This window comes from Vreelandella boliviensis LC1 (genome assembly GCF_000236035.1).
Taxonomy (GTDB): domain Bacteria; phylum Pseudomonadota; class Gammaproteobacteria; order Pseudomonadales; family Halomonadaceae; genus Vreelandella; species Vreelandella boliviensis.
Window position 1 is genome coordinate 1,382,854 of the sequence record NZ_JH393257.1, and the last position, 21,396, is coordinate 1,404,249.

Annotated in this window: 21 protein-coding genes; 9 read left to right on the top strand and 12 right to left on the bottom strand. The window is 55.6% G+C overall.

Translation table 11 applies throughout. The features are described 5' to 3' along the window. The first annotated feature begins 120 nt into the window (after positions 1 to 120). Both KUC_RS06130 and recG read left to right on the top strand, forming a co-directional pair. The gene (locus KUC_RS06130) at positions 121 to 1,050 is read left to right on the top strand and encodes a hydrogen peroxide-inducible genes activator (RefSeq protein ID WP_007112271.1); all 930 of its coding nucleotides are present in this window, start codon (positions 121 to 123) and stop codon (positions 1,048 to 1,050) included. Further along, the gene (gene recG, locus KUC_RS06135; protein ID WP_007112272.1) at positions 1,047 to 3,122 is read left to right on the top strand and encodes an ATP-dependent DNA helicase RecG; all 2,076 of its coding nucleotides are present in this window, start codon (positions 1,047 to 1,049) and stop codon (positions 3,120 to 3,122) included. Before KUC_RS06130 ends, recG begins: the two co-directional genes overlap by 4 nt. On the opposite strand, the gene yccS is transcribed toward recG, so the two are convergent. From yccS to KUC_RS06155, 4 genes are all read right to left on the bottom strand, one after another. Further along, entirely contained in the window at positions 3,119 to 5,326 is a 2,208-nt protein-coding gene (gene yccS, locus KUC_RS06140; protein WP_007112273.1) for a YccS family putative transporter, read from the bottom strand. The two genes, recG and yccS, sit on opposite strands and share 4 nt — an antisense overlap. A gap of 176 nt (positions 5,327 to 5,502) precedes the next feature. Beyond that, positions 5,503 to 5,859: a hypothetical protein gene (locus tag KUC_RS06145; protein ID WP_007112275.1), complete on the bottom strand. Its 357-nt coding sequence runs from the start codon at positions 5,857 to 5,859 to the stop codon at positions 5,503 to 5,505. Then, entirely contained in the window at positions 5,859 to 6,131 is a 273-nt protein-coding gene (locus KUC_RS06150) for an HU family DNA-binding protein (protein ID WP_007112276.1), read from the bottom strand. Before KUC_RS06150 ends, KUC_RS06145 begins: the two co-directional genes overlap by 1 nt. 108 nt (positions 6,132 to 6,239) lie before the next feature. Then, positions 6,240 to 7,430, bottom strand: a complete 1,191-nt coding sequence (locus KUC_RS06155; RefSeq protein WP_007112277.1) for an NAD(P)/FAD-dependent oxidoreductase — start codon at positions 7,428 to 7,430, stop codon at positions 6,240 to 6,242. A gap of 90 nt (positions 7,431 to 7,520) precedes the next feature. On the opposite strand from KUC_RS06155, the gene KUC_RS06160 reads away from it, so the two are divergent. The 6 genes from KUC_RS06160 (at position 7,521) to KUC_RS06185 (ending at position 12,726) form a co-directional block, all read left to right on the top strand. Beyond that, complete coding sequence (locus tag KUC_RS06160) at positions 7,521 to 8,144, top strand: chorismate--pyruvate lyase family protein (protein ID WP_007112278.1); 624 nt, start codon at positions 7,521 to 7,523, stop codon at positions 8,142 to 8,144. 35 nt (positions 8,145 to 8,179) lie between these two features. After that, entirely contained in the window at positions 8,180 to 9,070 is an 891-nt protein-coding gene (ubiA, locus tag KUC_RS06165) for a 4-hydroxybenzoate octaprenyltransferase (RefSeq protein ID WP_040479707.1), read from the top strand. Positions 9,071 to 9,196: 126 nt separating this feature from the next. Continuing rightward, positions 9,197 to 9,886 carry a phosphate regulon transcriptional regulator PhoB gene (phoB, locus tag KUC_RS06170; RefSeq protein ID WP_007112280.1) on the top strand — a complete coding sequence of 230 codons (690 nt, stop codon included), beginning with the start codon at positions 9,197 to 9,199 and terminating at the stop codon, positions 9,884 to 9,886. Between the two features lie 2 nt (positions 9,887 to 9,888). Then, positions 9,889 to 11,175, top strand: a complete 1,287-nt coding sequence (gene phoR / locus KUC_RS06175; RefSeq protein ID WP_007112281.1) for a phosphate regulon sensor histidine kinase PhoR — start codon at positions 9,889 to 9,891, stop codon at positions 11,173 to 11,175. Between the two features lie 308 nt (positions 11,176 to 11,483). Next, entirely contained in the window at positions 11,484 to 11,801 is a 318-nt protein-coding gene (locus KUC_RS06180; RefSeq protein WP_007112282.1) for a hypothetical protein, read from the top strand. Positions 11,802 to 12,423: 622 nt separating this feature from the next. Then, entirely contained in the window at positions 12,424 to 12,726 is a 303-nt protein-coding gene (locus KUC_RS06185) for a hypothetical protein (protein WP_007112283.1), read from the top strand. A gap of 251 nt (positions 12,727 to 12,977) precedes the next feature. On the opposite strand, the gene KUC_RS06190 is transcribed toward KUC_RS06185, so the two are convergent. The 7 genes from KUC_RS06190 to KUC_RS06220 all read right to left on the bottom strand — a co-directional run bounded on the left by KUC_RS06190 (position 12,978) and on the right by KUC_RS06220 (position 19,504). After that, a complete protein-coding gene (locus KUC_RS06190) occupies positions 12,978 to 13,475 on the bottom strand; it encodes a copper chaperone PCu(A)C (protein WP_040479710.1) in 498 nt (165 codons plus the stop codon). Between the two features lie 87 nt (positions 13,476 to 13,562). Then, the gene (cysZ, locus tag KUC_RS06195) at positions 13,563 to 14,306 is read right to left on the bottom strand and encodes a sulfate transporter CysZ (RefSeq protein WP_007112285.1); all 744 of its coding nucleotides are present in this window, start codon (positions 14,304 to 14,306) and stop codon (positions 13,563 to 13,565) included. Positions 14,307 to 14,379: 73 nt separating this feature from the next. After that, the gene (gene phoU, locus KUC_RS06200) at positions 14,380 to 15,105 is read right to left on the bottom strand and encodes a phosphate signaling complex protein PhoU (protein ID WP_007112286.1); all 726 of its coding nucleotides are present in this window, start codon (positions 15,103 to 15,105) and stop codon (positions 14,380 to 14,382) included. A 31-nt stretch (positions 15,106 to 15,136) separates the two neighbouring features. Further along, positions 15,137 to 15,952 carry a phosphate ABC transporter ATP-binding protein PstB gene (pstB, locus tag KUC_RS06205; RefSeq protein WP_040479713.1) on the bottom strand — a complete coding sequence of 272 codons (816 nt, stop codon included), beginning with the start codon at positions 15,950 to 15,952 and terminating at the stop codon, positions 15,137 to 15,139. Continuing rightward, on the bottom strand, positions 15,946 to 17,370 hold the full coding sequence (gene pstA, locus KUC_RS06210; protein ID WP_007112288.1) for a phosphate ABC transporter permease PstA: 1,425 nt from the start codon (positions 17,368 to 17,370) through the stop codon (positions 15,946 to 15,948). Before pstA ends, pstB begins: the two co-directional genes overlap by 7 nt. After that, the gene (locus KUC_RS06215) at positions 17,367 to 18,479 is read right to left on the bottom strand and encodes an ABC transporter permease subunit (RefSeq protein WP_007112289.1); all 1,113 of its coding nucleotides are present in this window, start codon (positions 18,477 to 18,479) and stop codon (positions 17,367 to 17,369) included. The genes pstA and KUC_RS06215 overlap by 4 nt, the downstream gene beginning before the upstream one ends. A 116-nt stretch (positions 18,480 to 18,595) precedes the next feature. Further along, the gene (locus KUC_RS06220; protein WP_007112290.1) at positions 18,596 to 19,504 is read right to left on the bottom strand and encodes a PstS family phosphate ABC transporter substrate-binding protein; all 909 of its coding nucleotides are present in this window, start codon (positions 19,502 to 19,504) and stop codon (positions 18,596 to 18,598) included. Positions 19,505 to 19,700: 196 nt separating this feature from the next. Here KUC_RS06220 and KUC_RS06225 point away from each other — a divergent pair, with 196 nt between their 5' ends. Continuing rightward, a complete protein-coding gene (locus KUC_RS06225; RefSeq protein ID WP_007112291.1) occupies positions 19,701 to 20,117 on the top strand; it encodes an acyl-CoA thioesterase in 417 nt (138 codons plus the stop codon). Between the two features lie 86 nt (positions 20,118 to 20,203). On the opposite strand, the gene KUC_RS06230 is transcribed toward KUC_RS06225, so the two are convergent. Next, on the bottom strand, positions 20,204 to 21,298 hold the full coding sequence (locus KUC_RS06230) for a TRAP transporter substrate-binding protein (RefSeq protein WP_040479716.1): 1,095 nt from the start codon (positions 21,296 to 21,298) through the stop codon (positions 20,204 to 20,206). Positions 21,299 to 21,396: the final 98 nt, after the last annotated feature.

The following is a 21,396-nucleotide window of genomic DNA, read 5'->3' on the forward strand; positions in this document are numbered from 1 at the left end:
ACTAAATATGCGATTGTCGGATGAGAAGACCGACAGCAGAGCTAGCTTGTCCTTTTCCATCCCGCTGACTGTCATTATGTTAGTCACACGCTGCTACGAGAGGATGCCACTGGCACCGCTATGACTTTAACAGAACTTCGCTACATCGTAACCCTTGCCCAGGAGCGTCACTTTGGCCGCGCGGCAGAACGTTGCCACGTGTCGCAGCCTACGCTGTCGGTGGCGGTGAAAAAGCTGGAAGAAGAGCTCGAAACGCCGCTATTTGAGCGTTCCAAGTCCACCGTACAGGTGACCCCGCTGGGTGAAAAAATTGTTGCCCAGGCCCAGCGTGTGCTGGAACAGAGCAGCCTGATTTTTGAGCTGGCCAGTGCAGGCAAGGATCAGTTGGCCAACCCACTACGCATTGGCGCGATTTATACTATTGGCCCTTACCTGTTTCCTCATCTAGTGCCTGCCCTGGCGAACGCGGCCCCGCAAATGCCGCTGTATATTGAAGAGGGCATGACCGGCGCGCTGCGCGCCAAGCTAAGAAGCGGCGAGCTGGATGTGATTATTGTGGCGTTGCCGTTTACCGAAACCGATGTGGTGACCAAGCCGATCTACGACGAAGCCTTTGAAGTACTCATTCCCGCCAATCATCCATGGGTTGAGCGGGAAGCGATCAATAAAGAGGACTTACTCGAAGAGCGCCTGCTGCTGCTTGGCGAAGGCCACTGCTTCCGTGATCAAATTCTGGAAGCCTGCCCAGCGATTACCCAAAAGCTCAACAGCCCCAACAATACGCTGATTGCCGAAGGCGGGTCGCTGGAAACCATTCGCCATATGGTGGCTTCTCGATTGGGAATCACAGTGCTGCCGCAGTCGGCGCTGGGCACCGACCAGTATGAAAATGCCATGCTAGTCAGTCGGCCCTTCGTTGATCCAGCGCCGTCGCGTACCGTGGCGATCGCCTGGCGGGCGAGCTTTCCACGTCCCAAAGCCATCGAGGCGCTGATTCAGGCGATCAGCCACTGCCGTCAACCTGCCAAAGCCGTGAAAAGCGCCCCATGAGCGATCTTTCCGCGCCGATTACCGCGCTGAAGGGCGTAGGCGAAGCGCTGGCGCTGAAACTTGGTCGCTTGGGGATCGAGCGGGTCAGCGATCTACTCTTTCACCTGCCGCTGCGCTATCAGGATCGCACGCGGCTGACCCCGATTGGCCTGTTGCGTGCAGGGCAGGAGGCGGTGATAGAGGGCGAAGTGACCGCCTGTGACGTGGTCAAAGGGCGCCGCCGTAGCTTGTTGGTGCGCCTGCGTGATACTAGCGGTATTTTGAGCCTGCGCTTTTTTCACTTCTCACCCGCCCAGCAGCAACAGCTGCGCCCTGGTGCCACGGTGAGGGCTTTTGGTGAAGCGCGGGCTGGGGCAACCGGTTTAGAAATCTACCACCCCGAGTATCGCCTGAGTGGCAGTGAAACCCCGGTAGAGGAGTATTTCACGCCCATTTACCCCACCACCGAAGGCTTGAACCAACCTCGGCTGCGCGCCTTGGCGCAGCAGGCGCTCGGTTTACTGGACAACGCCCCCGAAGCGTTGCCCGACGTAATACCCGATGCGCTTCTCACGCGCTTTCAACTGCCGGGCTTGCACGCCAGCCTGCACTTGCTGCACCAGCCGCCTCCCGATGTGAATATAGAGCAGCTGACCAGCGGTCAGCACCCGGCCACGCGGCGGCTGGCGCTGGAAGAGCTGCTGGCCCATCAGCTAAGCCTGCGCGAAGTGCGCCTGCGTATCCAGGCGGATGGCGCGCCGACGCTACCCTCCGGGCGCAGCCTGCAGGCGCGCTTTTTGGCCCAGCTACCGTTTGCCTTAACCGGTGCCCAGCGCCGCGTGCTGGAGGAGATCGGCCACGATTTAAGCCACCCGGCGCCAATGCTACGGTTGATTCAAGGCGATGTCGGCTCGGGGAAAACCGTTGTCGCTGCTATGGCCGCGCTGAGCGCCCTGGCAGGTAATTGCCAGGCGGCGATCATGGCGCCGACAGAAATCCTCGCAGAGCAGCACTACCGCTCGTTTAAAGCCTGGTTTGAGCCGCTGGGGATCGAAGTGGCGTGGCTGGCGGGTAAGCTCAAAGGTAAAGCGCGGCTGGATGCCAAGGCGGCGATTGCCGATGGCCGAGCACGCATGGTGGTGGGTACCCACGCGCTGTTTCAGGATGATGTGCACTTCCAGTGTTTAGGGCTGGCGATCATTGATGAGCAGCACCGCTTTGGGGTGCACCAGCGGCTGGCGCTACGTGAGAAGGGCGAGGCGGGCGGGCTAACGCCGCACCAACTGATCATGACCGCCACGCCTATTCCCCGCACCCTGGCCATGAGCGCCTACGCGGATCTGGATGTCTCGGTGATCGACGAACTGCCCCCCGGCCGCACGCCGGTGAAAACGGTGGTGGTGCCCGACGAGCGTCGCCCAGAGGTGGTTGAGCGTATTCGGCTAGCCTGCAGCGAAGGCCGCCAGGCGTACTGGGTGTGCACGCTGATCGATGAATCCGAGGTATTGCAGTGCCAGGCCGCCGAAGTCACCCGCGATGAGCTAACCGTAGCCCTGCCTGAACTTGCCGTTGGGTTGGTTCACGGGCGCATGAAATCGAGCGAGAAAGCCGAAGTAATGACCGCCTTCAAAGCGGGAGAACTGGATCTGCTGGTCGCCACCACGGTGATCGAAGTAGGGGTGGATGTTCCCAACGCCAGCCTGATGATTATCGAAAACCCCGAGCGCCTAGGGCTTTCCCAGCTTCACCAGCTTCGCGGCCGCGTGGGCCGTGGCAGCACGGAGAGCTTCTGCGTGTTGCTCTACCATCCGCCGCTGTCGAAAAGCTCCCGCCAGCGCTTGGCGGTCATGCGAGAAACCACCGACGGCTTCCGCATCGCCGAGAAAGACCTGGAAATCCGCGGCCCCGGCGAAGTGCTCGGCACCCGCCAGACCGGTCTGGCGCAGATGAAAATCGCCGACCTGGAGCGCGATGCCGACTTGTTAGAGCGGGTAACGGCTATGGCCCAAACGCTGCAAGGTAATCCCGACATCACCGCCGTGCTGGTGCGCCGCTGGCTGGGAGAGGCCGCGGGGCGTTATGGGCAGGTTTAGGCGTTAGCGGTGGCGCTGCTTGGCGTGTGATCTTCACTGCCCACCAACCGATTAGCCGCCTCACCCAGCGGGGCCAGTTGCTCGGTAATAAGGCGCAGCTGGCTCTGAATAGGGCGGTAGAGGGTAACCGCCTGTTCGTCTGCTGCGGCACTCTGCTCTTCTAATTGGGTTAGCAGTTCAGCAGCTTGATCCGTTAGCGCCTCAACCGGCTGGCGCTGGTGTAACCGTTCCGCGATCTGGCCCAGTAACTCACCAATGCGCTTTGCCACTGGCACCAGGGTTGCGTCGTCTTCATCGTCTGCCAACTGGTGGCGGTGTGCGCCAAGGGCGGAGAGGTGGCTTAGCAGGGTGTTGGAGAGCACCAGAAAGCGCAGGCCGTTATCCGCATCCTGCTTTCGGTAATGCCCTGGTTCGTGGAGCATATTAGTGAGCAGGGTAGAGAGTGCCGCGTCGGCGTTATGGGCATTGCGCCGCGCTAGGCGATAGGCCAGGTCATCCTGTTTGCCCTCCTCGTACTGGTGGATGATCTCCTCCAGGTAGCGGCGATGGTTGTTTAGCGCGTTGGCAGCCTCGCGATAAAGCCTGCGGCCCTGCCAGTCGGGGAGGATAAAGAACACCGCTAAACCCGCAATCAGCGAGCCAAGCAGGGTATCAAGCAGGCGCGGCAGGATTAAGTTATAGCCGTCGCCCACTTGATTGAAGCTGCACAACACCAACAGGGTGATGGACGCAGTGGCGATCACGTAGTGTTTTTCGCGGTTGGCGAAAAACGAAACCCCAGCGGCCACGGCGATGATGCTTTGCACCAGCGGATGCGGAAAGAGACTAATCGACGCCCAGCCCACCACCAAGCCCAATACCGTGCCAATAATCCGCTGTGACAAAAATCGCCGAGTGGTAGCAAAGTTGGGTCGGCAGACAAACAGCGTGGTAAGTAGAATCCAAAAACCCTGTTCTGGGTCGATCCACTGCATTAGCCCGTAACCGGTCATTAGGGCAATGGAGAGCCGCATCGCATGGCGAAAGGTGGGGGAGCCCAGCGTAAAATTCAGGCGCACCCGTTTCCATGCTTCCAGTAAACTCGACGGGGAACGGTCGTAAAGCGAGCTGTCGCGTCGCTCATCGCTGACGCCGGGATTGTGGGCGCTGGCAAGCTGACTCTCCAGGGTGGCCAGGTTGTCGGCGAGGGCGCTTAGGGGGTGCAGCAGGGGGCGCCACTCGGGCTTACCCCGGTCACGCAGGTTCTCAATTGAGGCGTGTAAGTCAGCGAGTGCCTCTTCGCTCTGCTGGTGGTCAAATGGGCGGTTGAGCAATAGTGATTTGGCTAGCTGGCGACAAGCTCGCCCCTGCTGATCCAGCAGCCGCTGACAGCGAAACAGCACGTCGTGGTGGAAGAATGCTTTGCTGAGCGCGCTATAGGGGTAGTGGGTGGAACTGGCGCGTTCGTGAATATCCTGAGCGATAAAGTAGATACGCAGGTAGCGGTTGAGTTTTCGGTCGCCGCGCTGGCCCTCTAAACGCCTAAAAATCATCTCTTTGGCTTGATTGAGCGCATCGACGACTTTGCCGTTCTGGCGCGCCAATGCCACCCTGCGCGCTTCCACATCTACACCGCGCACCGGTTCAAACAGCGCCGATTTCAGTATCAGAAACTCGCCCAGCGCTTTGTACACCCGCGCCATGCTCTGCTTGACCGGCTGGCGCGAAAACAGCGCGCACCACACTATTGAGATTACCCCGTACCACACCGCCCCGGCCAATAGCAGCAGCTGGCGTGCCGCTACGTCTTCATCCACCCCGCCGTGCTGTTCAATATTGATCATCGAGTAGATAGACAGTATCAGCGTGCCAGAGGCAATAGTGGCGTAACGCTGGCCGATAGCGCCAAGCATTATCAGCATAAAGGTCGAAAGTCCTAGCCCCACAACAAACAGCCATGGCCAGGGAAATAGCCACTGCACAATAAATGACGCTGAGGTAAAACACACCAGCGTTACCAGGAGCGCTTGAAAACGGCCTTGCCAGCTGTCGTCAGTTTCAGATAGCGCGCAGGCGATAATGCCCAGAAACAGCGGAATGACCAGCGCCACATCGCCCATTAGGCCGCTGAACAGCAACGCACCGCTGAACGCTATAAAAACGCGCAGGCTGTAGGCGAATTTATCGAGAGTCCAAAGGCGCCGCAGCGGCAAAGAAATGGGCATATAAGCTCTTATGGGCAGTTATTAGACTTTAGTATAATTTCTTAGTATATAGGCTTAACGCTGTGGTTGTCTTTAAGTAACGGTAGAAAGCAGCCAATAAAGGGTTGGCAGGGGTCGAGATTCGTTGAATGGGGATCTTGGAGGGAAACCCGCCACATTAACGTGGCGGGTAAGAACTACAGATACTTGAGTAGTTTCTGTAGTTTATTCATATCGGCGGAATCACCCACTAAGCGCACGTCGCCGTTTACCATGCCGTCAAGAAAGGCCTGCTGGGTTGGCTTTTTGAGGACTTTCAAGGCGGTTTCCTGATCACGGAAACGTAGCTCAAGATCTAAGTCAACGGGCAACCCTTTACCGGTGCTGATGCTTTTCGGCGTCATCCGGTAGTGGCGGGCAATGCTTAGATCTTCCGTGGCAATCCCCCAGTCCAGGCCGCGCATACGTTCTAACTGTTCACGAAAGCGCGGCTTGCGGCGCAGGGCGCGTTTGAGCATTACGCCCAACAGCCACAGCGTCAGCTTGAGCTTCATTAGGAAACGGCGTCCTTCAGTCCTTTGCCTGGCTTAAAGGCAACGTTTTTGCTGGCCGGAATTTGCAGCGGGGCACCGGTTTGCGGGTTTTTGCCGGTACGCGCTGCGCGCTCACGTACCGTGAAGGTGCCAAAACCAATCAGCGCGACATCTTCGCCCTTAGCAACGCTGTTGGTAATCTCATCCAGAATAACGTTCAGCACTTGGCCAGCTTTATCTTTGGACAGGTCGGCACTTTCAGCGATGGCTGCAGCGAGTTCAGGTTTGCGCATAAGGAATCTCCCCTTTTTAAAAGAAATCAAACATCAAACAAAAGCATGTTGTTGGGTGCGTAGCCGATTAGGTTAGCTTCTCTAGCCTAGTCGTGAACGCGACGAAAATCAGCCTAGCAGCGCAGGCGCTGCTCTGGAAAGCTCCACTTTCCTTCTCACGCAGCCGCCTGTCAACGCAAAACCAATCAAACGTCCGTCTTTATTTTCAGCCAAGGCACTGATATCGCCGCCTTCGCCTTCAATTCGCCAGCGTTCGGGGGTGGTGGTTGGTGGGTAGGCCACCACTGGCAGCAGCGGCGTTTTAACCACCACCGGCCAAGCACCGAAGCTAACCGGTGTGGACGAGCCTGAAAGGGTTGCCGCCAGTGCCTTAGCGCTGGCTTGCAGCGGCTGAACGTACATAGCATTAACGCCCTCCACGCAGGCCGCATCGCCCAGGGCGAAGATATTGGGGTGCGAAGTACGCAACTGGCGGTCAACGGCTATACCGCTAGGCGATACGCTTAAACCAGCCGATTCGGCAAGCGCCGTGCGGGGCGCGAGGCCGGTGGCCATCAGCACGAGATCAGCGCTGACGGTGTCGCCGTTATCCAGGCGTAATACGATGTCTTCGCCGCTTTCTGCCGCGATGGAATCAATTGAACGGCCAAGGTGAAGGTGGATGCCTGCTTCGCTAAAGGCGTCGCCTAGGGCGTTCCCTAAGGGCGGTGGCAGCAAGCGAGGAAGCAGGCTTCTCTCGGGGGCAACAACGCTGACTTGATGACCGCCAGCATGCAGGTCGTTGGCAAATTCACAGCCAACCAGCCCAGCGCCAATAATCGCTACTCGTGCAGGGCCATGGCCTAATGCTGTATGAAAGCGGCGGTAGTCATCTAGGTCGTTGATGGTAAAGCAGCGTGGGGCGACGTTGGGGTCGATGCTGAAGGGCACCCGTGGCGCAGCGCCGGTGGCTAATACCAGTGTGTCGTAGCCGAGCACCTGGCCTTCTTCGAGCAGGATTGTTTGGTTATCCACATCCAGTGCGTTCACCTGGGTGTGGGTAACAACCTGGGCGTTGAGTTCTTCGCCAAGTTCAGTAGCGCTCCGCTGGGCTAATTTATCGGGCATCAGGCCCTTGGCGAAGCCAGTGGAGAGCAACGGCTTGCTGTAGTCATCGCCGCTGTCAGCGCTCACCAGCGTGATTGAGCGTTGGTCGCCTAATCGGCGCAACGCCCGGGCAAGTCCTACCCCTGCCATTCCTGTGCCAACAATCACCAGCGCAGCGTGTGAAGACGTTTTTTGTGTTTGGGTTGCGGGCATGCAGACACCAAAAAAGTTGCTAAAAAGGGTTGCGAAAAATGAGTCGCTAAACAGAGTCGCTAAAAAAGGTGCTGAAACAAAAGCCTTTCAGTGCCCCATGTTACACTAGCCAACCCGTTAATTGCCCTGGAGAATTCGGTGACGGCTGCTGCTTTTCGGCAAATTCCTCTATTTTCCCGCTGGCGCCCGATTAATGCGGCACGCCCGGCGATGAGTGCTCCCTGGTGGCAGTGGGTTGCCTCTACCGACTCGTTGACCGCCCGCTTAATGGCCGCGGGTGGTGAGAAACAGTTTCGAGTGCGGCTGCTACGCCAGGGTGTAGGCTGGCCGCGACCAGATGAGGCTCAGGCGCTGGGCATTGGCGCCAAGCGTTACGCTTGGCTGCGGGAAGTGGCGCTGTGTTTAGATGAAACGCCGTGGGTGGTGGCGCGCTCGGTCGCCCCGCTCACGCAGCTTAAGGGCCAACGTTTGGAGAGTTTGGGCGAGCGCTCGCTCGGCAGTTGGCTATTTCGTCAGCCGGGTTTAGTGCGCGGGCCACTTGAAGTGACGACTCAGTTCCCCCCGTTTGCTAGCGTGAGCGGTATACAGGAAGACTGCGCCTGGGGCCGTCGTTCTGTTTTTTATCACGGCTGTAAGCACGGCGGGCTATCGTTATTAGTGCAGGAGTACTTTTTAGCGGCGATGGCGGATGATCTTGGCCTGCCTTCGCGCTAGGCTAGCGCCTGCATCTTATTCTTCGTGAGGTAAGCATGGATCGTTCACTGTTGCGGCCGAAGGGATGGGCTCGCGTGGCAGATTTTTTACAGCTGATGCGCTTGAACCGGCCGATAGGCACATGGCTTTTGATGTGGCCGACACTGTGGGCCCTATGGGTGGCTGCAGAAGGTGTACCAGGGCGAGATGTACTGCTGATCTTTGTGGCCGGCGTTTACGTGATGCGCGCCGCGGGCTGCGTGGTCAACGACTACGCTGACCGCCACTTTGACGGCCATGTAAAGCGCACTAAGCATCGTCCGCTAGCGACAGGCCGTATCAGCGAATCCGAAGCCCAGTTACTGTTTATCGCTTTGGTGGCTGCTGCGTTTATTCTGGTATTACTGACCAACTGGTTTACGGTACTGCTCTCGCTGGGCGGGGTGCTGCTGGCGATTATTTATCCGTTCATGAAGCGCTATACCCACTTTCCTCAGGTGGTGCTGGGCGCGGCTTTTTCCTGGGCGATTCCGATGGCGTTTGGCGCCGTGCTGGGCTACGTGCCGCTGGAAGCATGGCTGCTATTTTGCGCTAATGTGTGTTGGACAGTGGCTTACGATACCCAGTACGCCATGGTCGATCGCGACGATGATTTAAAAATTGGCATTAAATCGACGGCCGTGCTGTTTGGAAATGCGGACCGTTTGATTATCGGCTTTCTCCAGGTAGCCACCCTGGGATTGCTGGCCTGGGTAGGTTGGCGGGCTGGTTTAGGTGGTTTCTTCTGGTTAGGGCTCGCGGCAATGGCGTCAACTTTTCTGCATCAGCAGCGCTTAATTCGCGATCAGGAGCGGGATGCCTGCTTTCAGGCGTTTCTCAATAATCACTGGTCGGGCCTGCTGATTTTTGCCGGTATCGCGCTAAGTTGGTGGCCTGCGGCGGGCTAATTTCTATCAATGTCATATAATTGTCATCAAGTCATGGTGTTATCGTCACTGACATGTCATTGAACTGCTTATCTTTGAATTCGCTTTCGTTGAACTAGTTTTTTTCGAACACCGTGAGGCTCTGGTATGACCGCCAAGACCGTTCTGATTGTCGATGATGAGGCGTCGATTCGCGAGATGATCGCGGTCGCGCTGGAAATGGCTGACTATCGCGTGCTCGAAGCGGACAACGCCCAGGATGCTCATGCCATGGTGGTCGACCACCAACCCGATTTACTGCTGCTGGACTGGATGATGCCCGGCACTAGCGGTATTGAGCTGGCGAGACGCCTAAAGCGTGAAGAAGCCACCGCCGAAATACCGATTATTATGCTCACCGCTAAAGGCGAAGAGGATAATAAAATTCAAGGGCTGGAAGCCGGTGCCGATGACTATATCACCAAGCCGTTTTCGCCCCGGGAATTAGTGGCTCGGCTAAAAGCGGTGCTGCGTCGTGCGACGCCGCGTGGCGTTGAAGACCCGATAGAGATTAACGGCCTGTTACTTGATCCGGTGAGCCACCGGGTCAGCGCCCATGGCAAAGCGCTGGAAATGGGCCCCACCGAGTACCGTCTGCTGCAGTTTTTTATGACCCATCAAGAGCGCGCGTACACGCGCAGTCAACTGCTTGACCAAGTGTGGGGTGGCAACGTCTACGTCGAAGAGCGCACGGTCGATGTGCATATTCGACGCTTGCGCAAAGCACTGGGCGATGTGCATCAAAACCTGATTCAAACGGTTCGTGGTACCGGTTACCGTTTCTCTGCACGGGTGTAAATGTGCGTTTATGGAGTCGTGAGCTGTGGCGAATAGCGTGGCTGGCCACGCTAAGTACTTGCTTAGGTTGGCTGTTGGGCTCGGCAGGGCTAGGGCTTGCTGCAGGGCTTGCGATATGTCTTTTTTACCACCTACGACAGTTGCGCGAGCTCTACCTGTGGCTCACCCTCCATCCTCACGATGAGCCGCCTGCTGCCAGCGGGATGTGGGGCGAGCTATTTGACCGTTTATACCGCTATCAAAAAAGCCAGCGTATTACCCAAAGCCGCCTGCGAGCTACCTTGGCGCGTATTCAAGAGTCGTCTGAAGCGATGCGCGATAGTGTGGTCATGCTTGACCGCCACGGTGACCTGGAGTGGTGGAACAGCGCCGCCACCGCCATGCTGGGGCTACAAACCGCCCATGACCGTGGTCAGCACATTACCAACCTGCTGCGCGAACCAAGCTTTATCAGCTACTTTAATGCGCGTAACTACAGTGAGCCGTTAACGCTAACCTCACCGATTGATGAACGGCGAATCCTGCAGTATCAAATTACCCTGTACGGCGACGACGAGCGCTTGGTGATGGCACGGGATATTACCCGCTTGCATCGCCTTGAGCAGATGCGACGTGACTTCGTCGCCAACGTCTCCCACGAACTACGTACACCTCTAACCGTTCTTTCCGGCTATTTGGAAACCTACAGCGATATCGCCGATCAGCTTCCGCCACGATTAGGGCGCAGTATCCAGCAAATGCAGGAACAGACGCAGCGAATGCAGAATTTGGTCAATGATTTATTGCTGCTTTCGCGCTTGGAGATTGACCAGGGTGGTAAAGATCATCACCCGATTTCACTTGAGCCTTTACTGCAAAGCGTGTGTGATGATGCGCTGGCCCTATCGCATCAGCGTCATACCATCACCGTCGCGCTTGAAAGCGATGCTCGGCTGCTAGGCAGTGAACAGGAAATTCGTAGCGCTGTTTCTAACCTTGCTTTTAATGCGGTTCGTTACACGCCAGCAGGCAGCCAAATCACACTGCGCTGGAAAGCGAGTGCTACTGGTGGCGGTTATATTGACGTTGAAGATAATGGCGAAGGGATCGATCCCGTTCATATCCCCCGCTTAACTGAACGCTTTTACCGTGTCGATAAGGGGCGCAGCACCGCGACCGGCGGCACCGGTTTAGGTTTGGCGATCGTTAAGCACGTGCTGTTGCGTCACGATGCGCAACTGCAAATTGAGTCTCACCCCGGCAAGGGCGCGCTGTTTCGCTGCGCCTTCCCCTCCTCGCGTGTTGTTTAATTTAGCAAGTCATCCCGTCGCTTAATGTTTGTAGGAATGAGTAATATTGACATGCAATGTTGGTAAAACATTGCGCATGTGCCATTTCTATACAGCGCTATGCATTCTGTATTGGTTTATGAATGACTTTTTGGTGTAATTATTTTGTTAATAAGTAATTGTTTTTATTGGCTTAAATTTTATATAATGGTTTTCTGGCATGTCTGCTGCAGCTTATAAATTAAGGAAGATGACCGCAGGAATTGCTGGCTTTTAGTAAGCCTTTCTTTCTTAACCAAGCAGTACCAAACAGCGATCAGAGGTGGAATATGATGTCCAAGGATTTTCTCAAGAAAGCTGGAATTTTAGGTGTTTCTTTTGGCTTGATGGCAAGCCCATTAGCTTTTGCACAAACAGACGAAAATACTGCTATTGACGAGAATCAAGGTATCACGGCTGATGAGCAGCCAATGGATCCCCAAAGCACTGCCACTAGCCACGATAGTACAGACGAAAATGGTCAGCACGATTTAACCAGTGACGAAGGCGACGATGCCAGCGACATGAAGCCTCGTTCAAGCAGCCAATCAAATAATGCTGACTTTGATAAAGATGACCTTGTCGAAGAAAATGACGGCAGTAACTAACCAGTAATTACGCTTTAGATATCATCGAAGGCTTTTTCATCGGATGAAGAAGCGATCAACAGGATGTTACAAAGGCAAGGATGCTTTTCAGATTCATGGATGAATCAATAGGTAAGCAAAAACGTTAGTTAGGGTAAATTCCAAGGTTGGAGTCCCGCACAAGGAGTGGAAGCTAGCGTTAGTCATTACCTATAACCAATTCTGATATCGGGCCCCGTTAATGCGGGGCCTAATTTTTTGCTGCCTACTTTTTCCCCTCCCCCCCTCTTCTCCAGCACTTTTCTCGTTTCTCTTTTAACCTAAGGTGTCGATTCTGGTATGAAGAGTATTGACATACATACCTATTGGGCACTCTGCGGAGTGTGTCATAAAGGCACAGACAATTTTGCACATGTGTCATTTGTGCACATGTATTTAGCGCGCTTTTGTTTTTTGTAACATATTATTGTGCGCAATATATACTATATAAATAGTTGTTTTTAAATGATTTAATTTTTTAAAAAGGTGATTGGTATTACATATGCATTCCAGTAGTAGTGAAGCTAACCGCAGTGAGATGTGAGCCAGAAGGTTCTTCTCACTTCACTTCAGCGGTATCAAACAGTCAACAGGAGTAAAGTTTATGTTTAACGTATTTGTTAAAAAAGCAGCCGTTGTGGGTCTTTCATTTGGTTTGCTGGCAAGTCCACTTGCATTTGCAAATTTTTCCATCAAAGCCAATCAAGGCTTAACGGTTGACGATGAGCCTATGCAGGTTCAATCACAGCGTACAACCGAACAAGCTGATTTTAGCCCATCTGATTTGATGTACGACGAAGGCGACCGCCCTAAAGTTATTAAGGCAGAGTCGCATCGGACTAGCACTCAAGCAGAGTACACCGCAAAAGATTTAACCCAGGACGAAGGTGACGGAAACGTTTGGTAACAAAAGTTTGCAATTGTGAAGAAATACATTACGCTTAAGGTGTGACCTAAACATGTGAAAGCGTGTCACACCGATACGGATGCACAACGATTCAAGGAATGAATCAAACGACAATCAGAGCGCTGGTCAGGGTTAAATTCCAAGGTTGGAGTCCCACAAAAGGAAAGGAAGCTAGCGCTAGTCATTGTCTTAGTATTGTGCCCTTAGACCCTGCTGATGCGGGGTCTAGTTTTTTATAGCAGCCACAGCCACTAATGGTGATGATGTCCATCAGCAGCTTCGCTGCCTTCTTGGGCGCTTTGAATCCAGACCTCAATGTCCACATCACCTTGTTCAGCAAAGGTGAGCGTGAGGGGGAACCGCCCGCCCTCTTTTAGCGGCTCTGTTAATCCAATCAGCATTAAGTGAAAGCCGCCACCAGGTCGCATAGTGTAGGTCTCCCCAGCCTCGACACGAATCTCTTCCACATGCCGCATCTGCATCATATCGCCGTTCATTTGCATATCGTGCAGCTCAACGTTGCTGCTCGCAGGGCTGCTCGCGCCCACGAGAGTAACGGGATCTGAAAAGGCGGTGATATCCACATAGGCGGCGCCGTTGGCAGCACCTGGCGGGGTGGGCGTCGCGAAGGGGTGGGCGATACGCATAGCGTCTGTTTGCACGTCGTGGGCTATCGCCATAGACGTCATCGAAATAGACATAGCGCCAATCAAGAGTACGCCACCAAGCCAAGCCATCGGTTTTATCATGCATTTATTCCTTTGTTGTTGATTGAGTCCAGAATAGACGAGCAAAACGTAAAGGTAGCAAAGTGGCGTAGCCTAGGTAATAAGCACCTACTGCGGCATGATGCCACGTACGTCACTACGTGCGTCTCTGTAGTGGTCATCCCAGAGCAGTACGGCACCCGCTACGGCGCCGGGAATCAGAAATAGATTGGCCAGTGGAATCCAGGTGATTAGCGTGACCAGTCCTCCAAAACTGAGGCTTTGCCACCAGCGTTTAGAGAGCCGTTGACGCATATCGGCAAACGTCACCTTGTTATTATCCATTGGGTAATCCAAATAGGTGATGGCCATCACCCAGGCAGAAAATAGCGCCCACAGTAGTGGGGCAACTAAATTCACGCCTGGAATCCAGCTAATCACAAACAGGCCCGCGGCACGCGGCAGAATATAGGCGAGCTTAACGAACTCGCGACCGACGGCATCGATGGCTGTTTTGGTCAGATTTCGGTCATCAAGCGGTTCACGGCCAGTGGCTAGGATTTCAACTTTGGCGGCCAAAAATCCGTAAAAAGGGGCTGCAATTAGGCTGGTAACCAGCGTGAAGGTAAAAAACACCACTACTAACAGGCTAATCACAAACAGGGGCCAGATAAGCCACGTCAGCCAATCCAGCCAGGCAGGCACCATGTTCATCCAATGAGCCAACCAGCCGTCGAAGCGGTTGAGGACAAAGCTGAACATACTCACATAGACAATCAGGTTGACGAGAATCGGCAGAAAAATATAGCGGCGCATTCCCGGCTGATATACACAGCGTGTACCTCGGCTAAGCGCAGTGACAGCATCCAGCATGATGGTGAGCTCCTCGTGATTGCAACGTCCAGGCCGCAGCCTGGACGTATTGCAGGAGGAAACCCCTATCAGGTCAAGACTTTTTTAGCACCTTCGGATCCAGGTCGTCGGTGTCGCTATGGCGAATATCCAGGCCTTTGACGAGATAAACCACGTACTCCGCCAGGTTATCGGCGTGGTCGCCTACCCGCTCCAGCGCGCGCAGTACCCACATTATGCTGAGTACCGACGTGATTGAACGCGAGTCTTCCATCATAAAGGTCATTAACGAGCGCATAGCGCTGCTGTACTCGTCGTCAACTAGCTGGTCTTCACGCACGACCTGCATAGCCAGGTCGGTATCGAAGCGGGCAAAGGCGGTGAGTGCGTCGCGGAGCATTTTACGCACGTGCTCGCTGATGTGGCGCACCTCTACCAAGCCACGGATGGTGCTAGAGTTTTCGCTGAGTAGTAGCGCGTTGCGGGCGATTTTGCTGGCTTCATCGCCAATTCGCTCAAGGTCTGAGGTGGCACGGATGACGGCCAGCACCAGACGCAAATCGGACGCTGCAGGCTGACGGCGCGCCAGTACGCGGGTGCATTCGTCGTCGATTTGCAGCTGCAGGTCGTTGACCTGACGGTCATTGTCACGCACCTGTTCGGCCAAGCGGGTGTCGCCTTCCAGTAGCGCAAAGACAGCATCCTGCACTTGTTTTTCCACCAGACCACCCATGGCCATCAGGTGGGTTTTCAGCTCTTCCAGCTCCTGGTTGAACTGGCGAGAGATATGCTGGCTGTGAGAGTCGCTAGTAATATCCATGGAGCACTCCTGACGTTTCAGTCGCTAAGGCCTAGGTGATGCGGCCGGTGATGTAGTTTTCGGTGCGTTGCAAACGGGGGTTGGTGAAGACTTGATCGGTAGGCCCGTATTCAACCAGCTCACCTTGATGCAAAAAGGCGGTGTAATCCGATACGCGCGCCGCTTGTTGCATATTATGGGTGACCAGTACCAGCGTCAGCTCCGACTTGAGGTTGCGGATCAACTCCTCAATTTTGAGGGTTGAAATCGGGTCGAGTGCTGACGCAGGTTCATCAAGCAGCAGCACGTCGGGCTGAACTGCTAAAGTGCGGGCAATCACCAGGCGCTGCTGCTGACCACCGGAAAGCTGCCAGGCGGAGCGGTGCAGGCGATCTTTCACTTCATCCCACAGGGCGGCGGATGTTAGTGCCCACTCAATAATGTCGTCCCTTTTGCGCTTGGGAAGGCGCTGTTGCAGTCGCAGGCCAAAAGCAACGTTTTCATAGATCGACATGGGAAAGGGGTTGGGCGTTTGAAATACCATCCCGACACGCCGCCGCAGCTCCGTCACATTCATTTGCGGGTCATGAATATCTTGCCCCTCCAGCTTGACCTGGCCGCTATGAGTTACCGACTCATTGAGATCGTGCAAGCGGTTAATCGCCCGCAACAACGTCGACTTACCGCAGCCTGACGGACCAATGAAGGCCGTTACACGATGACGCGGAACGCTAAGGGTTAAGTCGCGCAATGCCTCTTTCCCCGCGTAGGCGAGGCTAAAGTGATCGATACTCAGACAGCTGTGTTCGGACAAAAAGTGCGCCACTGGTGCCTGAGAGGTATTGGATGAATGTAATGACGCTAGCATTCGTTTCCCCGTTGACGCCTAAGATAATGACGCAGAAATATGGCAGTTAGGTTAAGCACCAGCACAATCAACACTAAAAGTAGCGCTGTGGCGTAAACCAGCGGTATGGCGGCCTGCACATCTTCGCCGTGAAAGGCGGTATCAAATAAATGATAGCCAAGGTGCATGAACTTGCGCTCTAAATGTAGGTAAGGAAACTCACCATCAATCGGCATTTGTGGCGCTAGTTTGGCGACGCCAACGAGCATTAATGGCGCTACCTCGCCAGCCGCGCGGGCAACCGCTAAAATGACCCCCGTCAGCATGGCGGGGGCTGCCATGGGCAGCACGATGCGGGTGAGCATCTCTAAGCGGGTAGCACCGAGCGCCACGGCCCCTTCACGTTGAGCCTCGGGAATCCGCGCCAGCCCCTCCTCTGTGGCCACAATCACCACCGGTAGGGTCAGCAGTGCCAGGGTGAGTGACGCCCATAGCAGGCCGCCAGTGCCAAACGTGGGTGACGGCAGCGTATCGCTGAAAAACCACTCATCCAGCGAGCCGCCAACGCCGTAAACAAACACCCCTAAGCCAAATACCCCATACACAATCGACGGGACACCCGCCAGATTGCGCACACCAATGCGGACTAGCCGAGTTAGCCGACCTTGATGAGCGATTTCATTAAGATAAATGGCTGCCAGCACCCCAAACGGGGTCACGATAACTGACATTAAAATCACCATTAGCACCGTGCCAAATATCGCTGGCCAGACGCCACCGTCGGTATTGGCTGCCCGTGGGCCCTCACTCAGAAACCGCCAAACCGCATCCCCCCAGGCGAACGTTTTCTGCCACCATGCCATGGCATTAGGCGTCTGAGCGCTCACCACGTTGGCCAGCGGTTGGCGCAGGATTTGGCCGTCTACGGTGGTGAGCAGCAGCTGACTCTCCTGGCGCTGGTTGGCGGGTAGCTTTAAGAGAGTCGCCAACTGTTGCCAAGCGGCGTCTCCCTCCCAGCGCTGGCCGTGCTGCTCAATTGCCACTAAACGGCCGATAAAGTCGCCCCAAGGGCTGCGGTCCAAACGAATCAAGTCGGTTGGCTGGGCGCGCTCGACAATTTCATCAATCGCCACCCAGCGCCAGCGAACGCCATCGATATCTTGGTTGCCGGTGAAGTAAAGGCGTTCATCGCCGTCCTGCTGGGGCAGAGCGACCTCACGTACGGCTTGACCAGCAAAGGTTTCCCCTGAACTAAGGGTGATCTCTTCTAGCGTGGCGGGCCAAAAGTGCCCTAGCCCGCGTACCAGCAGTAACGTGAGTAGGGCGCCCAGCATCAGCAGGGAAAGCGCTACGCTGGCTGCACATAGCCAGGGCCATAAGTCATTTACCCGGCTAAAACGCGGGTGGCGAGAGGCGGAGTTGGCCGAGACAGAGGTCATAGTGTACCTCCTATCTGACGGTAGCGGCGGCGCAAGCGTTGGCGGACGACCTCGGCAAGGGTGTTGACCAGAAACGTGAATATAAATAGCACCAGCGCGGCCAAAATCAGCAGATGGTAAGTCTGGCTACCGGGTGACGCTTCAGGTAGCTCGATGGCGATAGCCGCGGCCATCGAGCGCATTCCCTCAAAGGGGCTGGCGCTAAACAGGGCAGTATTGCCACTGGCCATAAGTACTATCATGGTTTCGCCCACCGCCCGGCCCGCACCAATCATTATCGCCGAGAAGATACCTGGGCCCGCTGCCACCAGTGCCACTTTCCACAGCGCCTGCCAGCGGCTGGCACCCAGCGCCTGGGCGCCCTCTATTAAGGTCGAAGGCACATCGGCCAGCGCGTCTTCTGCCAGTGAGTAGATGCTGGGGATAACCGCAAACCCCATGGCAATGCCGACGATCAGCGCGTTACGGGTGGCGTAATCCATGCCGTAGCGCTGGTCGAGCAATTGGCGTAGGTCACCGCCTAACCAATGCTGCTCTAACCATGGTGCGAGCCATAGCGCTATCGCCACCATGAAGACAAACCAGGGCACTAGCCAGAGACCTGCCCAGGAAAGCGGTAATCGACGGCGTAAGCGTGTTTTTGCCAACTGCCAGAGTAAACCGGCCAGCGCAGCACTGAGCGGCAGCCAAATGATCAGCATTAAAGCGCTGGCGAGATGACGCTCTACCCAAGGTGCCAAAATAAGCCCGGCAATAAAGCCCACCACCACACCGGGGATAGCCTCCATCATTTCGAGCGCGGGCTTGATGCGCGAACGCAGGCGCGCTGACATAAACAGCGCAGAGTAAATTGCGGCCCCTAAGGCCACGGGAATGGCGAATAGCAGCGCAGCTAGCGCGGCCTTGAGGGTGCCCCAGGCCAGGGGTGAGAGCTTAGCCAGGGCTAAGGTATCGCCAATCACCAGCAGTGGCAGGGTTTCCCACACCAAAAAAACGCCGATCGCCAGAATTGCCAGCAGCACGCCCACGCCGCCCGCGGTAATTAAACCGGTAGCCACGCGATCCTGCAGCAGCCGCTGTCGAGAAGAGCTTAACCGAGGTGGGGTCATGGCGATATCATGGCAAAACCGAGGTGATCACAGAACTGACCAATATGTATTGAAAGACAGTGCATAGACAGGTTCCTTACCCTAAGATAATTATGTGTCATTTAGATGACAGTGGTTTACCACCTTTGTTGTGCGTTAAGGACACTGGGGGTTAACGGAACAAAGCCGGATGCGCGAGCAATCTGTTGGCCTTCATCGGACATAATCAAGCTGATTAGTGCCTGCTCGGCTGGGGGTAAGGTCTCTCCAGGCGGTAAGTTCACGTAGAGATATAGGTAGCGCGACAGCGGGTAATCACCGCTTTGTATCGCTGCTTCATCGGGCGGTATGGCGGTGCCACCATCGTTATAGAGGCTCAACGCGTGCACAGCTGGGGTTAGGTGGTTAAACCCGGCGTAGCCCATCGCATTGGCGGATTCGCCAACAGCGGCGACCACTGCCGATGAGCCTGGGTGTTCACTGATATCGTTGCGAAAATATCCGCCGCATAATGCCCGCTCTTGAAATAGCCCATGAGTGCCCGAGGCAAGATTACGCCCATGTAACGCAATACGGCCAAATGACCAATCACGGGTTGCCGGGAGTTGTTCCCAGCGCCTGATCGGCGCCTCGGCACCGCAGGCACGCGAAGTCGAGAAGATTGCATCGACCTGCTGGCGGGTTAGCGCGCGCAGCGGGTTATGGCGGTGTACAACAACGATAAGCGCGTCTCGGGCAACCTTTAATTCCAGGAGTGGGTAGCCATAGCGCTCAATAAAGTTATCGCGCTCTTCGCTGGTCATCGGCCGAGACATCGGGCCAAGCCGGGTGGTGCCGGCCACCAGGGCTGTTGGCGCGCTGGCCGAACCGCTCGCTTGAAATTGCAGCTTTACGTCCGGATAGCGGGTGGTAAGGGATTCGCCCCAGCGCAGCATCAGCCCCGCCATGGTGTCAGAACCCACCGCGCCTAAGGTGCCGCTGATAGGTGCTGACTGCCCCCAGGCCAGGGGCGTCGCCAGCAGCAGGGTGATCGCCGCATAGCGCAATAAAATATGCCGTATAGCGAAAGGTGAGCCCCTGTCTGTTAAAAAAGTTGTTAAAAGAGTCGTCAAACGAGTATTCAAACGAGCGTCCTCTTATGGTTAACTGAATCCATTCCTTTGTGTTGCGATGCAGCAACACTCATTAACAACGTGCCACTCAGCAACGTTTACAACAATAAACTGACTAAGCGACTAACACATGACTCTTTTGGAAACCGATTTGGACGACGTACCCGCCCCTCAGGGCCAACTTACTTTAAAATTACTGGCTTCCCGCCAAGATACCAATTTTTATGGTGATATTCCCGGGGGGTGGCTGGTCAATCAAATGGATCAGGCGGCTGAACTGGCTGCAGGGCGTGAAGCGGGTGGCCGAACGGCGACCGTGGCGATTGAAGCCATGGACTTTTTAAGCCCCGTGCGCGTTGGCTCGATGGTCAGTGTCTACACCCAGGTAAAAGAGATTGGCAATAGCTCGATCAAAATTGACGTAGAGGTTTGGGTGCGGCCTCATCATGGGCAGCGTATAGAGGAGCGCCAGAAAGTCACCGAAGCGCGCTTTGTGATGGTTGCGCTGGACGATAACGGGCGAATCCGCGCGGTGCATAGCGACTAGTTCCTCACTAAGTCTGCTTCCCAAAACAGCAAAGGGCGTTTAGTGCGCCCTTTGCTATGTCTGTCGCTTACCCACTTGGCGGTTTATTAACCACCGACGTTATCGCGGTTCTTGAGGTAGGCGTATTCACCAACATCGCTGAACGGACGTAGCAATTTCTGGAACGCAGAATAAGACTCGTACACACGACGGGAATCCTCGTCGTTGTCGACCTGGCGCTGGATGGCTTCCTGCGAAGAGGTGTAAAGCGCGGCCATAACGTCTTCAGGGAAGGTTCGCAGCTGCACGCCATGCTCATCGACCAGAGCTTCCAGAGCTTGCGCGTTGCGGAAGGCAAATTCGCTGATCATGGCCAGGTTAGACGCCCGTGCGGCCTCACGGATCACGTCTTGCAGGTCTTCCGGCAGCGCGTTCCAGGCATCCAGGTTGATCGTGCCTTCCAGTACGGCAGAGGGCTCGTTCCACGCCGAGGTGTAGTAGTAGTCAGCCACCTGGTGCAAACCAAATGCCATGTCGTTATACGGCCCCACCCAGTCAGCGGCATCCAACGCGCCCGTTTGCAGCGAGGTGAAAATCTCTGAACCTGGAATATTCACAGTGCTGACGCCGATGCCGTTCATCGCTTCACCCGCCAAGCCAGGCAGACGAAGTTTCAGCCCCTGCATATCGTCTAGCGAGTTGATTTCTTTCTTGAACCAGCCCGCCATTTGCGTGCCGGTATTGCCCACGGCAAACGGCTTCAGGTTGTGATTGGCGTAGATCTCATCCCACAGCTCCTGACCACCGCCATGGTATAACCAGGCGTTCATTTCGGTAGTCGTCATACCGAACGGTACGGCGGTAAAGAACTGCGAGGCAGCCACTTTGCCGCGCCAATAGTAAGAGGCAGAGTGACCCATTTCAGCGGTACCGGCAGCCACGGCATCGAATACTTCCAGGGCAGGTACCAGTTCACCTGCGCCGTGGACGCGGATTTGCATGCGGCCGTTGGAGAGCTGCTCTACCCGGCGGGCGAAATCATTCGCACCGGTGCCCAGGGCAGGAAAGTTTTTTGGCCACGAGGTGACCATGTCCCAGGTATAGGTCTCTTGAGCGCGCGCGCTGGAGGTGGTGACAAAGGGGGCGGCAACGGCCCCGGCGACGCCAAGGCTGGCGGTTTTGAGGAAGTGACGGCGTTGCATGGTGAGCAAAACTCCAAAGGTGATCAAAGTATTGTTATAAAGGCGCTTGTTATCGGGCGCTAAGGGCGCAGTGTAAGCGCATTAGTATGCTGTATAGC

Coding starts and splice junctions, on each gene's coding strand:
- KUC_RS06130 (WP_007112271.1), top strand. CDS start 121: ATGACTTTAACAGAACTTCGCTACATCGTAACCCTTGCCCAGGAGCGT.
- recG (WP_007112272.1), top strand. CDS start 1,047: ATGAGCGATCTTTCCGCGCCGATTACCGCGCTGAAGGGCGTAGGCGAA.
- yccS (WP_007112273.1), bottom strand. CDS start 5,326: ATGCCCATTTCTTTGCCGCTGCGGCGCCTTTGGACTCTCGATAAATTC.
- KUC_RS06145 (WP_007112275.1), bottom strand. CDS start 5,859: ATGAAGCTCAAGCTGACGCTGTGGCTGTTGGGCGTAATGCTCAAACGC.
- KUC_RS06150 (WP_007112276.1), bottom strand. CDS start 6,131: ATGCGCAAACCTGAACTCGCTGCAGCCATCGCTGAAAGTGCCGACCTG.
- KUC_RS06155 (WP_007112277.1), bottom strand. CDS start 7,430: ATGCCCGCAACCCAAACACAAAAAACGTCTTCACACGCTGCGCTGGTG.
- ubiA (WP_040479707.1), top strand. CDS start 8,180: ATGGATCGTTCACTGTTGCGGCCGAAGGGATGGGCTCGCGTGGCAGAT.
- phoB (WP_007112280.1), top strand. CDS start 9,197: ATGACCGCCAAGACCGTTCTGATTGTCGATGATGAGGCGTCGATTCGC.
- KUC_RS06180 (WP_007112282.1), top strand. CDS start 11,484: ATGATGTCCAAGGATTTTCTCAAGAAAGCTGGAATTTTAGGTGTTTCT.
- KUC_RS06185 (WP_007112283.1), top strand. CDS start 12,424: ATGTTTAACGTATTTGTTAAAAAAGCAGCCGTTGTGGGTCTTTCATTT.
- KUC_RS06190 (WP_040479710.1), bottom strand. CDS start 13,475: ATGATAAAACCGATGGCTTGGCTTGGTGGCGTACTCTTGATTGGCGCT.
- cysZ (WP_007112285.1), bottom strand. CDS start 14,306: ATGCTGGATGCTGTCACTGCGCTTAGCCGAGGTACACGCTGTGTATAT.
- phoU (WP_007112286.1), bottom strand. CDS start 15,105: ATGGATATTACTAGCGACTCTCACAGCCAGCATATCTCTCGCCAGTTC.
- pstB (WP_040479713.1), bottom strand. CDS start 15,952: ATGCTAGCGTCATTACATTCATCCAATACCTCTCAGGCACCAGTGGCG.
- pstA (WP_007112288.1), bottom strand. CDS start 17,370: ATGACCTCTGTCTCGGCCAACTCCGCCTCTCGCCACCCGCGTTTTAGC.
- KUC_RS06215 (WP_007112289.1), bottom strand. CDS start 18,479: ATGACCCCACCTCGGTTAAGCTCTTCTCGACAGCGGCTGCTGCAGGAT.
- KUC_RS06225 (WP_007112291.1), top strand. CDS start 19,701: ATGACTCTTTTGGAAACCGATTTGGACGACGTACCCGCCCCTCAGGGC.
- KUC_RS06230 (WP_040479716.1), bottom strand. CDS start 21,298: ATGCAACGCCGTCACTTCCTCAAAACCGCCAGCCTTGGCGTCGCCGGG.